9 protein-coding genes and 1 pseudogene are annotated in these 13,521 nt (G+C 65.8%); 8 read left to right on the top strand and 2 right to left on the bottom strand.

Annotated elements, in window-relative coordinates; translation table 11 throughout:
- Positions 1 to 49 precede the first annotated feature (49 nt).
- A complete protein-coding gene (locus tag D6C00_RS13550) occupies positions 50 to 829 on the bottom strand; it encodes a S1 family peptidase (RefSeq protein WP_125182194.1) in 780 nt (259 codons plus the stop codon).
- Between the two features lie 90 nt (positions 830 to 919).
- Between D6C00_RS13550 and D6C00_RS13545 the strand changes: the two genes are divergently transcribed.
- The 4 genes from D6C00_RS13545 to D6C00_RS13530 all read left to right on the top strand — a co-directional run bounded on the left by D6C00_RS13545 (position 920) and on the right by D6C00_RS13530 (position 9,071).
- Positions 920 to 4,309 carry a VanZ family protein gene (locus D6C00_RS13545; RefSeq protein WP_125182193.1) on the top strand — a complete coding sequence of 1,130 codons (3,390 nt, stop codon included), beginning with the start codon at positions 920 to 922 and terminating at the stop codon, positions 4,307 to 4,309.
- A 63-nt stretch (positions 4,310 to 4,372) separates the two neighbouring features.
- Positions 4,373 to 5,833, top strand: a complete 1,461-nt coding sequence (locus D6C00_RS13540; protein WP_125182192.1) for a lipopolysaccharide biosynthesis protein — start codon at positions 4,373 to 4,375, stop codon at positions 5,831 to 5,833.
- Between the two features lie 21 nt (positions 5,834 to 5,854).
- Positions 5,855 to 6,823: a sulfotransferase family protein gene (locus D6C00_RS13535; protein WP_125182191.1), complete on the top strand. Its 969-nt coding sequence runs from the start codon at positions 5,855 to 5,857 to the stop codon at positions 6,821 to 6,823.
- A gap of 100 nt (positions 6,824 to 6,923) precedes the next feature.
- Complete coding sequence (locus D6C00_RS13530) at positions 6,924 to 9,071, top strand: sulfatase family protein (protein ID WP_125182190.1); 2,148 nt, start codon at positions 6,924 to 6,926, stop codon at positions 9,069 to 9,071.
- A gap of 33 nt (positions 9,072 to 9,104) precedes the next feature.
- Here the strand turns inward: D6C00_RS13530 and D6C00_RS13525 are convergent, their stop codons facing one another.
- On the bottom strand, positions 9,105 to 9,392 hold the full coding sequence (locus D6C00_RS13525; RefSeq protein WP_125182189.1) for an encapsulin-associated ferritin-like protein: 288 nt from the start codon (positions 9,390 to 9,392) through the stop codon (positions 9,105 to 9,107).
- A gap of 536 nt (positions 9,393 to 9,928) precedes the next feature.
- Between D6C00_RS13525 and sufB the strand changes: the two genes are divergently transcribed.
- The 4 genes and pseudogenes from sufB (at position 9,929) to D6C00_RS16795 (ending at position 13,508) form a co-directional block, all read left to right on the top strand.
- Positions 9,929 to 11,374 (top strand): Fe-S cluster assembly protein SufB, encoded by a 1,446-nt coding sequence (gene sufB, locus D6C00_RS13520; RefSeq protein WP_125182188.1) that lies wholly within the window; start codon positions 9,929 to 9,931, stop codon positions 11,372 to 11,374.
- 34 nt (positions 11,375 to 11,408) lie between these two features.
- Positions 11,409 to 12,161 (top strand): Fe-S cluster assembly ATPase SufC, encoded by a 753-nt coding sequence (sufC, locus tag D6C00_RS13515; protein ID WP_125182187.1) that lies wholly within the window; start codon positions 11,409 to 11,411, stop codon positions 12,159 to 12,161.
- Positions 12,158 to 13,177, top strand: a pseudogene (locus D6C00_RS16800) (SufB/SufD family protein); the annotation flags it as partial. The gene sufC and the pseudogene D6C00_RS16800, both read left to right, overlap by 4 nt.
- On the top strand, positions 13,107 to 13,508 hold the full coding sequence (locus D6C00_RS16795) for a SufD family Fe-S cluster assembly protein (protein WP_399361274.1): 402 nt from the start codon (positions 13,107 to 13,109) through the stop codon (positions 13,506 to 13,508). The pseudogene D6C00_RS16800 and the gene D6C00_RS16795, both read left to right, overlap by 71 nt.
- The last annotated feature ends 13 nt before the right edge of the window (positions 13,509 to 13,521 follow it).

Raw genomic sequence — 13,521 nt, 5'->3', positions numbered from 1 at the left:
CAGTTGCCCTTCCGTCACTCCGCAACCCGGGATAAGCCTGCGGTTCAACTCAATTATGCCCAGCTTTCACCCGCTCCAGCAGGCGGGTGGCATGTTCGGCCGGGATGGCATAGCTGATGCCACTGGGATCCGTCAGGGCCGATTCCCGGGTTTCCTTTACGAATACTTTGTTAATTATTCCGACAACTTCGCCGGTCTCCGGCCGGTACAGCGGGCTGCCGCTGTTGCCCGGGTAGGCCGTACCATCGAGCTGGTAGACATCATAGGGGGCGCGCAGGCGACGGATGGTGGCCGGATCGAGCCGGCTGGAATGGTCGGCCGGGATCACGATCGGGGTGATGGCGGCGATCATGGCCCGATGGGTCGCGGGATACAGGCCCAGCACCGCGCCGATGGGGAAGCCGGTGAACAGGTAGATGCCGCCTTCCTGCACCCGCGCCTGCGGGGCCAGTTCCAGGGTCGGGACCGGCGCACCCTCGATGCGCAGCACGGCCAGGTCATGCTTCGGATCGGATGCCTGCAGCTGTGCCAGGCGCAGGTCGGGCTTGCTGCCGCTGCCCACCAGCACGGCCAGGGACTCGCGCTGGCCGGTGTTGAGTTCGTCCGGGATTACATGCAGGTTGGTGAGTATGTGACGTCCGTCCAGGACCCCGAAGCCGGTTCCCAGCAGCCTGATCGGTGGCCGCCGGGTCTTCTGGAAGGTACCGACACCAACGATGGCCGGTTTGGTCCGGGCGATGATGTCGACATAGTCCGACCCGGCAACCACAGAAAGACTACCGCATAACAGGGGCAGTACTGCCAGGAGCCTCAGCCAGGTGAACCGCATGGAACCGTTCCTTGTTGTTATCGAGCCTGAGTGAGTTTAGGCGTTACAATACCCAAACGGCCGACAAATACAACGATACCCGATGCCCGCATGCGCTCCGGAAACGACACACGCCTGTTCCTCATACTCGCACTCAGCTACAGCCTGCTGATCGTCTATGGCAGCCTGTATCCGCTGAGCGGCTGGCGGGTGCCGGCAACGGGCTGGCTGCCCGACCGCCTGTTGCCGGGATTCAGCGGCACCGACATGGTCCTCAACCTGCTGGTCTATATGCCGCTGGGTTTCCTCTGGGCCGGCTACCGGCGTCTGCGCGGCGGCGGCGTCCTGCTGCCGGTGCTGCTGCTTGCCGCCGGCGTCAGCCTGCTCCTGGAAGGCCTGCAGCATTTCCTTCCCGGCCGCACGGCGTCGGGCCTGGACAGCCTGCTCAATATCATGGGCGCGGGACTGGGCGCGGCGCTGCAGACCGGCGCACAGGCCGGCCCGCTGGCCTGGCTCCGGTCCCGGCAGGCCCGCTGGCTGCGCGATGACTCTGACACTCCGCTGGCCGCGGCGGGACTGGCCGTCCTGCTGTGGGTGTTCATCGAACTCAGCCCGCTGTTGCCCGACCTCAGCCCTGGCGGCATCAGGCAGAGCCTGCTGCCCCTGTACAACGGGCTGCGCAATCCGGCCCTGCTGGACCTGCACGCCACCTTCATGCGCCTGGGCCTGGTGCTGGCCTTCGCCCTGGTTCTGCTGCAGCTGCTCAGGCCGGAACAGCCGCGCCTGCGGTTACTGGCGCTGCTGCTGCCGGCCCTGCTGGCGGCCCGGGTACTCGTCAGCGGTCGTCAGCTGACTCTTGATGTCCTGCTGGGCACCCTGCTGGCGCTGGGCGTCGTCCTGCTGCTGCGCCGCCGCGAGTCGGTCTGGCCCTGGTTCGGCGCGGCGGCGGCGCTGGCCGGCTACCTCCTCGCCCAGACCCAGGTGGAAGCCAGCGCTGCACGCCTGCATCCGTTCAACTGGCGCCCCTTCTCCCTCCAGATCAGTCACGGCTTCGGGCTGACCGACGTCGCCGCCCAGCTCTGGCCCTTCCTGGTCCTGGGCCTGTGCCTGCGGCTCACGCCGCTGGCCCGCGCCGGCAGTCTGCTGCTGTGGTCGGGGATGCTGGCGATCGCGGCCCTCAGTCTGGGCCTGGAATGGCAGCAGCGCGGCCTGCCCGGACGCCAGGGCGATATCACCGATGTGATCCTGGCCCTGCTCGGCTGGCTGCTGGCCTGGCTGCTGGCCACCCCCGGCACCCGGCCGCGCCCGGTCCGACAGCCGCTGGCCGCCGGCCAGGCCCTGTATGCCTTCAGTCTGCTGCTGGCGGCGAGCCTGGTCGCCACCCTGCTGATCCAGCCTCAGGCCGGCAACGCCGGGCAGGAACTGAAACCCCGGGAGATCCCGGCGCCGGAAAGCCTGCCCGCGGCCGAACTGCCCGGGTTCCGCATGGAGCACCCACGTCTGCCCTATCCGACGCCGCAGCAACTGGAGATCATCCGCGCCGAAAACCCCAACTACCTGGAACAGCTGCAGCGCCGCGCCAGTGATGCCAACCGCCGCCATCACCGCGTCTTCGATGCCGTCATGGCCGAGGTGCTGGTTCCGGGAAGCCAGGACCTCGATCAACTGCACGCGGAGCTGCTCGAGCTGAAGCTGAGCTGGCGCGGCAACCAGCAGACCAAGCCGCTGGCCATGGCCTATGACTGGCTCTATCACAAATGGAGCGAGCCGCAGCGCGCCAGCCTGCTCGAGAAGACCCTGGACGGCTGCGAATACCAGATCCGTTTCATCCGCCGCAACCAGCTCTCGCCCTATAACGTCTATCTGTACAACAGCCCGTTCCAGGCCCTGATGGCCTGCGCCATCGCCGTGCATGGCGAACACCCGCGCGCCGAACCCGTGATGAATTTCACCCACCATTACTGGAAGGAGACCGTGCTGCCGGCATGGCGGCAGGTGATGGGCGAGAACGGCGGCTGGCACGAGGGGGCAGAATATGTCGCCATCGGCATCGGCGATGCCGTGTTCCAGCTGCCCAACATGTGGCGCGCGGCCACCGGCGAGGACCTGTTCGCCAGCGACCCGGGGTTGCGCGGCTTCGCCGATTTCCTGGTTCACCGCAAGCGGCCCGACGGCGAAGACATCCACATCGGCGACGGCGGTCTGTACGAAAACAATGTGCCCGATGCCGCCGCCCTGGGCGTGGAACTGAAGCACCCGGGCGTCTACAGCCTGGGCGGCTGCCCGAATCCGAAACGTCCCAAACCCCTGAGCTGGCCCTGGGGACCGCTGCCCGACGACCGTTTGTGCCAGCCCGAGGCACGCCGCTCGCTGCCCCTGGATCACTATGCCGACGGCATCGGCCTGCTGCTCGCCCGCAGCGACTGGTCCCCCGATGCCACCTTCGTCAGCTTCAAGGCCGGCGACAACTACTGGTCGCACATGCATCTGGACCAGGGCGCCTTCACCCTCTACAAGGGCGGGGCCCTGGCCATCGACAGCGGCATCTATCCACGGCAATACGGCTCCGACCACCACCTGAACTATGCCTACCAGAGCATCGCCCACAACCTGGTCACGGTCACCGATCCGGCCGACACCGAGCCCCGGCACCAGGGCAACAAGGTGCGTCGCATCTACAACGACGGCGGCCAGCGCCGCATCGGCTCCGGCTGGGGCCTGGCCGCCCCGCTCAGCCCGGAGCACTGGCAGGAACAGTACGACATCTACCATACGGCCGTGACCCTGGCCGTGCACCGGGATGCGGGCGCGGCGGTCAAGCTGGCCGACCTCACCCCGGCCTACACCAACCGCCTGTCGGGCAAGGGCACCTTCGCCCACCGCACCCGGCGGGTGGAGTCCTGGCGCCGCGCCTTCGTCTATGACCGGCACCAGGACGCGGTGATCGTCTTCGACCGGGTGGAGGCCACCCGCGCCGACTTCACCAAGCGCTGGCTGCTGCACAGCCAGACCGAACCACGGCTCGAGGGCAGCGACTTCCTGATCGAACTGCCGGCCGAAGCCGACCGCCCGGGCCATGCCGGCGGCCGTCTGACCGGTCGTATCCTGCTGCCCGAACGGCCGCGCGTCGCCCGCATCGGCGGCGAGGGTAAAGAGTTCTGGCTGGGCGACCGAAACTATGACGACGACGGCGCCGTCTACGAACGCATCGCCAGACGCGACGAGCGCGACCGCACCCTGGAGCCGGGCGCCTGGCGCCTGGAGGTCAGCCCATCCGCGCCGGCACGGGTGGATCATTATCTGGTGGTCATGCTGCCCGCCCTGCTCGACGAGACGCGGGTCACCGCCATCCGTCGCCTGCCCGATCGCGCGGACGCCGTCGGCTGCGAGCTCCGCACCGGCGAGCGCCGCAGCCAGTGGTGGTTCGCCCGTGACGGCTCGCAGGTAGAACTCATACGCTACGACAAGGAAGGCGAGATTGAACGCCGTATCATCCGCTGACGCCGGCGCCGGCCCGCAGGCCCGTCCCCGGCCTCCCCGCCGCGCCCGCTGACCCCGCCGACCATGGCCCTGCAGGACTCACTTCGTTCCGGCACCACCTGGCTGATCACCAAGGGCACGGGCAGCTTTGCCGTGCAATTCGTGTTCGGCGTGATCCTGGCCCGTATCCTGCTGCCGGAAGACTTCGGCATGATGGTCACCATCCAGATCTTCACCGGCCTGGCCACGGTGGTGGCGGTGGGCGGCATGTCCAAGGCGCTGGTGCAGGCCCGCGAGGTGGAGCAACGCCACTACAACACCGCCTTCACCCTGCAGCTGCTGATCGGTGCCGGCCTGTTTCTGCTGTTCTATCTCCTCGCCTGGCCCTTCGCCGCCTGGTACGACGATCCGCTCTACCGGCCGCTGCTGCAGACGGCGGCGGTGGGTTTCCTGCTGCGGCCGCTGATGAACACCCAGGCGGCCTGGATGCATCGCGAGATGCGCTTCAAGGCCTTCGCCCTGGTCTCCTTCGGCGGCATGTTCCTGTCGGGGCTGGCCGGCATCGGCATGGCCTGGCACGGCATGGGCGTGTGGAGCCTGGTGCTGAGTGGTCTGCTCGGCACCTTCATTCAGATTCTGCTGAGCAAGCGGGTGGTACGCCTGCCGCTGACCCTGCAGCTGGACCGCCGGGCGGTGAGCGACCTCGGCCGCTACGGGGTGCGTATCCAGGCCAACAATGTCGCTTTCCACATCAACCGCCAGGTGGAGAACTTTCTCATCAGCCGCACCCTGGGGGAGCATTTCCTCGGCCTGTACAACAAGGCCAGCAGCCTGTTCCAGATCCCGGCCGAGATGATCGGCACGCCGGCCTACGCCACCACCTTCCGGGCCCTGTCCAAGATCCAGGACAACCCGGACCAGTCGCGCTGGCTGTACCGGCGCACCCTCAGCCTGGTCACCCTCTACATGCTGCCGATCTACGTGAGCCTGTTCTGGCTGGCGCCGGCCTTCATCGAACTGGTCTACGGGCCCAACTGGAGCCCGGCCGCGCTGCCGCTGCAGATCCTCTCCCTGATCGGCCTCAGCCAGTGCATCATCCGGCCGTCGCGGGCGGTGACCGCGGCGCGCAACTGGCTGGGCCGGGAACTGGCGCTGCAGGCCGAGTCGGCACTGGTCATCGCCGTGGGTTGCCTGATCGGACTGCGTTGGGGCATGGTGGGCGTGGCCTGGGCCATGGTGCCCTGCCAGGCCTGGATCGCGCTGCGCTTCTTCGCCCTGGCCCGGCGCAGCCTGGACGCGCGCTGGTCGGATCTGCCGGCGGCACTGGCCGCCCCGGTGCTGCTCAACCTGCTGTTGTTCGCCTTTCTGGCCGGACTGGACAGCCTCTGGCAGCAGCAACTGGGAAGTACCATGAGCTGGCCCTATCTGCTCGGGATGGCGGCGGCGGCGGTGCTGTTCTATCTGCTGGTGTTTCTCGGCCTGCCGCTGCCGGGCATCCGCGACGAGGCGCAGCGCTGGCGCCGCTGGCTGCTGCGCCGTGCCTGAATACAAGGAAATGAAGTCCTGATGAATCCGGAAAGGCCCCTGTTCATCGTCGGCGCGCCCCGTTCCGGCACCACCCTGCTGCTGTACATGCTGCGCTCGCACCCGCGGCTGTTTCTGCCCGGGGACGAGTCGCACTTCTTCATCCCCCTCTACCGCCGCTACGGCCCGCAGCCGGCGCTGGACAACGTCGAACGGATCCAGAATCTGCTCCAGGCCATGCAGAAACTGCGGCCGGTGTTCTTCCGCGAGTTCGTCGAGGCGGGCGATCCCCAGCTGGCCGGGCTGGCGCAGACCCTGGCCGCGCAACATCCGGCCGACCTGGCCGGGCTCATCGATGCCCTCTACCGGCACCTGGCCCGGCGTGCCGGCAAGGTGCGCTGGGGTGACAAGACCCCCTATTACGTCCAGCACCTGGACACCATCGACGCCCTGTTCCCGGACTGCCAGGTGGTACATCTGATCCGCGACGGCCGCGACGTGGCCCTGTCCATGCTGGCACGGCGCCATGACTTCGATGTCTATAACATCTATCACGCCGCTCGCTACTGGGAGGAATGCGTCGAGGCGGGCCGGCGCAGCGGCCGCCGGCTGGGGTCGGAACGCTACCTGGAGCTGCGCTACGAGGATCTGCTGGCCGCGCCGCAGCCGCAGCTCGAGCGTCTGTGCGGGTTTCTGCACGAACCCTACAGCGAGGAGATCCTCGAATTCGAACGCCCCGAGCAGATGGACAGCAAGCTGCTCAGGACCACCCCGCTGGTCTCCCGGGGCCTGCAGCAGGCCAATGTGGAGAAATGGCGCGAGCGCATGAAGCCGCGCCAGATCGCCACCTTCGAACGGGCGGTCCCGGCGTTGCTGCGCGAGTATCACTATCCGCTGACGACGGCCGCCCCGCCGCTGCCGCTGCCGCTGCGTGCCGGCTACCGGCTGCACAACCGGGTGCGCAAGTGGCTCAACCGCACCTTTCACCAGCGCCCGGTCGCCCGCCTCTGAATCGATCTTGTAAGCCTTTGGCTATTGCCGGCCACACCGGAGCGGCGCTACGATCAGGGTTTAATCGAAGAAGCGGCCATCACGAGCCGCGGCAGGTAACATGAGCGAACGCAGACAATTCTGGAAACTGCTGGCGGCGGCGGCTGTGGCCGCCGCCCTCGTCACCCTGGTCCTGACAGCCAAGTCACTGCTCGATTTCACCCGCACCGGGCCCGAGATCCGCGGCGAGATCCTGGACTCCTACAGCGGCTATGCCGCGCTGGCCATGCTGCGGCTGGCCGCCTGGACCTGGCTGATCTCCTTCGCCCTGGCCAGCGTGGGCAGCGTGGTCCATCTCGCCCGCTGCCAGACGCGCGGCCACCCGGTGCGTTTCTGGCCGGCGCTGATCTGGGCCGGGCTGGCCTGGGGCATCATCACCGGGGCCGTGCTCCTGCACCTGCTGCTCTACAACCCGTCCGGGATCATCGCCTCCTTTCTCTACGATCCGGCCTGGCTGTACCCGGTCTGGGATCTGCTCAGCCCGACGCGGCTGACCCTGCTCAAGTATCTGATCATCGCCCTGCTGGGGCTGGCCCTGCTGAGCGGCATCATTGCCGGACGCCGTCGTGGTGCCTACGGCACCACCCGCTTTCTGACCGCCTACGCGATCGCCGGTGCAGCCCTGTACCTGGGGCTGAACTATCACCCTGAACCGGTCACCCACGGCCTGCAGGCCGGCACCACGACGCCGCGCATGAACCTGCTGATGATCGGCTCGGACACCCTGCGCGCCGACCGTTTCAGCGCAACCGGCTACGAGCGCGAACTGACCCCCTACATCGACGACCTCGCCCGCGAAGGCACCTTCTTCACCCAGGCCTATGTCCCGGTCGCCCGCACCGCGCCCAGCCTGGCGAGCATGCTCACCGGTGCCTGGCCGCAGCACACCGGCATCCGCAGCAATTACATCGACGACGCGGACGCCCGGTTGCCGGTCACCGGCCTGCCGGAGCTGCTGAACGCAGTCGGTTACCAGACCGCTGCGATCGGCGACTGGGCCGGCGGCGATCTGGCCAAGCTCAACCTCGGCTACCGGGAGACCGACCTGCCGGAGGACCAGTGGAACCTCAAGTTCCTCATCCGCCAGGGTCCGAAGGACATCCGGCTGTTCCTGAGCCTGTTCGCACACAACCCGCTGGGCAAGCACCTGCTGCCGGAGATCTACTACCTGGCGGGCTTTCCCATCTATACCGAGATCACCTACCGGGCGAAACAGCTGCTCAGCGAATACGCCGCGGATAACCGCCCCTTCCACCTGAACGTCTTCATGGGCGCGACCCATGCGCCCTTCGGCTCGGAATACCCCTATTACAGCATGTTCGCGGCGAAGGACTATTACGGCGATTCCAAGTTCGCCCTGTCCGGTCTGACCGATCCCTCCTCCATCGTCAAACGCCAGCAGCAGGGCAAGGAGGCCTTCGACATCCAGCAGGTGATCGATCTCTACGACGGCGCCGTGCGCAGCTTCGACGACCAGGTCCGTTTTATCGTCGAACACCTGGAATCGCTGGGACTGCGGGAGAACACACTGATCGTCATCTACAGCGATCACGGCACCGACCTGTTCGAGCGCCACACCTGGGGCCAGGGCAACAGCGTGGTCGGGGACGACCCCAGCGCCCGCATCCCGCTGCTGATTCTCGATCCGCGTTACCGCGACAGCCGGGTGGTGCGCCGCACCGTGCGCAGCGTGGACCTGATGCCCACCCTGCTGGAGCTGCTGGAACTTCCGGTGCCTGAATCGGTGGACGGCGTCTCACTTGCCGGCTATCTGCAGCAGGCGGATTTCACTACCGAACTGCCGGCCTTCCACGAGACCGGTGTCTGGCTGGGTCAGATTCCCGGGCTGCAGGACAACCACCTGCAGTACCCGCCGCTGCTGGAAATGCTCGAAGTGCCGGACAAGGCCACCGGCACGCTCGCCATCAAGCCGGAGTATCGCAACCGGGTGATCCAGGCCAAGGACCGCATGATCCGCACCGACAAGTGGAAACTGGTCTACCTGCCCATGCGCAACGGCGCCGAGTACTGGCTGTTCGACATCGAGAACGACCCGCTGTGCTATGACAACGTCATCAACGAATATCCGGAAGTCGCGGCCCGGCTCAAACGCGAACTGATCGAGTGGATGTCACTGGAAGCCGGCATGGAATGGGATGGACAACTGCTGCAGCCGAGGACGGCAGCAACAGGCGGCGGGAAGGGATGACAGCGGCCCGGACGGGCCGCCGCGGGTTCGGGATCAGTCGTGCGCGATGGGCTTGTCAGTGAACAGATAGTCGCGCAGTTCTTCGTCGAACTTGGGATCGCGCCGGCGGATCCACTCCATGACCATGGCGGCGTGCTCCTTCTCCTCGTCGCGATTGTGCTTGAGAATGGCGCGCAGCTCGTCGTCCTTGCAGGCGGTGACCCGCTGGTTGTACCAGTCCACCGCTTCCAGTTCCTCCATCAGGGAGGTGATGGCGCGGTGCATATCGCGGGTTTCGTCATCCAGTTCCTCGACAGGTTCATGGTAACCTTCGTTCGCCACGCTGTTTCTCCTTCGCTTGCGCTTGTTGTCGGACAATGGGATCGGTACACCCGACCGTGCGGCCATCCTACCCCATCCGGCGAAAACCGGACAATCGGGCCCGCCTGGCAGCCGTCCGACAGCTTGCGGCGCGGCGGCTGACGGCGTTAATATAATAAAGTTACCGGTTCGGCCCCGCCCGCTCGGGTCGCAAAACCCCAGCCAGCCGGGAAATCCCGTCTCCTGCAGGTCCAAGCCACTGTTTTTCCGACAACCAATCCCCACCAGAAATAATGTTGACTATTTTGGTCAACAATTATTAAAATACCCGACCAATTAGCTAAGGAAATACGTCGGGCCCCGGACCCCACCCGGGAACCCGCCGGGAAGTGGCAAAAATTGTACAATCCCGCTGGGATTCGTTGTCGCTTTGCGGCGACAGGATCGCACCGCGACCGGAACGGGGTTCCCTGAAGCCAGCCGGGGGCCCGGGCCAGCATCTTTAAAAGCAGGCAGCACCGAACACGAATCGGGTCTGCCGGAGAGGAGCTCAATCGATGAGTACCGGAACCGAACAAGTCGACGAACTGATCCGTCAGGAATACGAGCACGGGTTTGTCACCGAAATCGAATCCGAGACCATTCCGCCGGGATTGAGTGAGGACGTCATTCGACTGATCTCCGCCCGCAAGAACGAACCCGAGTGGCTGCTCGAGTGGCGGCTGGAAGCCTATCGCCACTGGCTGACCATGACCAAGCCCGAGTGGGCCTCGGTGCACCATCCGGACATCGATTTCCAGGCCATCTCCTACTTCTCCTCGCCCAAGAAGAAGGAAGGACCGAAGAGCCTGGACGAGGTCGACCCCACGCTGCTGGAAACCTACGAGAAGCTGGGCATCCCGCTGGAGGAACAGAAGGCCCTGGCCGGGGTGGCGGTGGACGCGGTCTTCGACAGCGTCTCGGTCGCCACCACCTTCAAGGAGAAGCTGGCCGAGGCCGGGGTCATATTCTGCTCCATCTCCGAGGCGGTGCAGGAGCATCCCGAGCTGGTCAAGCAGTACCTGGGCTCGGTGGTCCCGGCACGCGACAACTATTTCGCCGCGCTGAACACGGCAGTGTTCACCGACGGCACCTTCGTATATATCCCCAGGGACACCCGCTGCCCGATGGAGCTGTCCACCTATTTCCGCATCAACGCGGCCAATACGGGGCAGTTCGAACGCACCCTGATCATTGCCGATGACCGCAGCACCGTCAGCTACCTGGAAGGCTGCACCGCGCCCATGCGCGACGAGAACCAGCTGCACGCGGCGGTGGTGGAGCTGGTCGCGCTGGAGGATGCCTTTATCAAGTACTCCACGGTACAGAACTGGTATCCGGGCGACGATCAGGGCAAGGGCGGCATTTACAATTTCGTCACCAAGCGCGGCGACTGCCGCGGCGACCGCTCGCACATCTCCTGGACCCAGGTCGAGACCGGTTCGGCCATCACCTGGAAGTACCCCAGCTGCATCCTGCGCGGCGACGACTCGGTCGGCGAATTCTATTCCGTGGCGGTGACCAAGGGCTATCAGCAGGCCGATACCGGCACCAAGATGATCCACATGGGCCGCAACACCCGCAGCACCATCGTCTCCAAGGGCATCTCGGCCAGGCACAGCAGCAATGCCTACCGTGGCCTGGTGCGCATGACGCCCAAGGCCGAGAACGCACGCAACCACACCCAGTGCGACTCGCTGCTGATCGGCGACAAGTGCGCGGCCCATACCTACCCCTACATGGAGGTGCGCAATCCGACCGCCAAGGTCGAGCACGAAGCGACCACCTCCAAGATCGGCGAGGACCAGCTCTTCTACTGCCGCCAGCGCGGCATATCGGAAGAGGACGCCGTATCCATGATCGTCAACGGCTTCTGCAAGGAAGTGTTCCAGGAGCTGCCCATGGAATTTGCCGCCGAGGCCCAGAAGCTGCTGAGTGTCAGCCTCGAAGGCGCTGTCGGCTGAGCCGAACCCGGATTAACGCAGGAGGATTTACAATATGCTTTCCATCAAGGATCTCACGGTCGACGTCGACGGCCAGCCCATCCTCAAGGGCCTGAACCTGGAGGTCAAGGCCGGCGAGGTGCACGCCATCATGGGGCCCAACGGCTCCGGCAAGAGCACCCTGGCCCATGTGCTGTCCGGCCGCGAGGGTTACGAAGTCACCGGCGGCGAGATCAAGTACGAAGGTCAGGACCTGCTCGATCTGGAAGTCGAGGAGCGCGCCCGCAAGGGCCTGTTCCTGGCCATGCAGTACCCGGTCGAGCTGCCGGGCGTGAACAACATGGTATTCCTGCGCGAGGCGCTCAACGCCATCCGCGCCGAGCGCGGCGAGCCAGCACTGGACGCGGTGCATTTCATGAAGCTGATGCAGGAGAAGCTCAAGATCGTGGCTATGAAGCCCGACCTGCTCAAGCGCTCGGTCAACGCCGGCTTCTCCGGCGGCGAGAAGAAGCGCAACGAGATCCTGCAGATGGCCGTGCTGGAACCGAAACTTGCGATTCTGGACGAGACCGACTCGGGCCTGGACATCGACGCCCTGCGCGTCGTTGCCGACGGCGTGAACGCCCTGCGCAGCCCCGAGCGCGGCATGATCCTGGTCACTCACTACCAGCGCCTGCTCGACTACATCGAACCCGATTTCGTCCACGTGCTGGCCAACGGCAGAATCATCCGCAGCGGTGACAAGTCGCTGGCCCTGGAACTGGAAGAGAAGGGCTACAACTGGGTCCTCGAGGAGGCCGCGGCATGAGCGAGGCCCTCAAGCCCGTCGAACATTACCGCGAGCTGATCGATGCCGCACGGTCGTCGCTGCCCGGCGCCGGCCAGCCGTGGCTGGATGCGCGCCGCCAGGCCGCAGCTGCCCGCTTCACCGAGCAGGGTTTCCCCACGCGCAAGGCCGAGGAGTGGCGCTACAGCAACATCGGCCAGGTGCTGGAACAGCCCTTCCGCTACCGCGACGAGGCCTTCGAGGCCCTGACCGATTCCGACATCGAGGATCTGCTGCTGGTCGAGCAGCCGGCCGCACGGCTGGTCTTCGCCAACGGCCGGCTGGTCCCGCATCTGTCGATGACCGCCGACCTGGATCCTTCGGTCAGCCTGATCAGCCTGCGCGATGCCATCGACAGCGACAGCGAATTCGTCAATCAGTGGCTGGGTCAGGCCATCATCGATGCTGACCTGGAAACCTTCGAAGCCCTGAACACGGCCCTGCTCAACGACGGCATGTGCCTGCATATACCGGCCGGCGTCTCCGTGGAACAGCCCATCGAGGTGCTGTATCTGTCGGTGGGCCTGGACGAGCCCAGCGTGATGACGCCGCGCAACCTGATCGTGCTGGACCAGGGCGCGCGTGCACGCCTGGTGGAGCAGTACGCCAGCACCACCGACGCGCCCTACTTCAACAACGGCCTGACCGAGATCATCCTCGGCGAGGACGCGGAGCTGGAACACGACCGGCTGCAGGACGAGGCCGCCCAGGCCTATCACATGAGCGTGATCCACCTGGCCCAGGCCGGGCGCAGCCGCTATCGTGGCATGGTAGCCAGTCTCGGCGGCACCTGGGCGCGGACCGAATACCACACCGCCTTCAGCGGCGAAGAGGCCAACTGCGACCTGGCCGGTTTCTACTTCGCCGGCGACGGTCAGCTCACCGACATCCATCTGGACGTGCGTCACCCCGTGCCCCGCTGCAACAGTGAGCAGAAGTTCAAGGGCATCCTGGCCGGCAAGGGCAAGGCCGTACTCGACGGCCGCATCCGGGGTGGTCAGGGATGCGCAGCAGACCGAGGCGCATCTGTCCAACGACACCCTGCTGCTGTCACGCGGTGCCGAGGTCGATACCAAGCCGCAGCTGGAGATCTTCGCCGACGACGTCAAGTGCAGCCACGGCACCACCGTCGGCCAGCTCGATCCCATGCAGCTGTTCTACCTGCGCACACGCGGCATCAATGCGGATACCGCGCGCAAGATGCTGTGCCTGGGCTTCGCCGACGCGGTGCTGGAGAGCTGCACCATACCCGCCTTCATCGAGCGGGTGGACCAGAAACTGCAGACCCGACTGGCAGATGTCGCCATCGACACCGCCGCGAGTCACTAATCATACGGAAACA

Source organism: Thiohalobacter thiocyanaticus (assembly GCF_003932505.1).
GTDB classification, from domain to species: domain Bacteria; phylum Pseudomonadota; class Gammaproteobacteria; order Thiohalobacterales; family Thiohalobacteraceae; genus Thiohalobacter; species Thiohalobacter thiocyanaticus.
Note: the sequence above shows the minus strand (reverse complement) of the source record. Positions and strands in the feature narration are given on the sequence as shown.

Bases quoted from the DNA above. Each gene is read 5' to 3' on its own strand.
- D6C00_RS13550 (WP_125182194.1), bottom strand. From the start codon at position 829: ATGCGGTTCACCTGGCTGAGGCTCCTGGCAGTACTGCCCCTGTTATGC.
- D6C00_RS13545 (WP_125182193.1), top strand. From the start codon at position 920: ATGCGCTCCGGAAACGACACACGCCTGTTCCTCATACTCGCACTCAGC.
- D6C00_RS13540 (WP_125182192.1), top strand. From the start codon at position 4,373: ATGGCCCTGCAGGACTCACTTCGTTCCGGCACCACCTGGCTGATCACC.
- D6C00_RS13535 (WP_125182191.1), top strand. From the start codon at position 5,855: ATGAATCCGGAAAGGCCCCTGTTCATCGTCGGCGCGCCCCGTTCCGGC.
- D6C00_RS13530 (WP_125182190.1), top strand. From the start codon at position 6,924: ATGAGCGAACGCAGACAATTCTGGAAACTGCTGGCGGCGGCGGCTGTG.
- sufB (WP_125182188.1), top strand. From the start codon at position 9,929: ATGAGTACCGGAACCGAACAAGTCGACGAACTGATCCGTCAGGAATAC.
- sufC (WP_125182187.1), top strand. From the start codon at position 11,409: ATGCTTTCCATCAAGGATCTCACGGTCGACGTCGACGGCCAGCCCATC.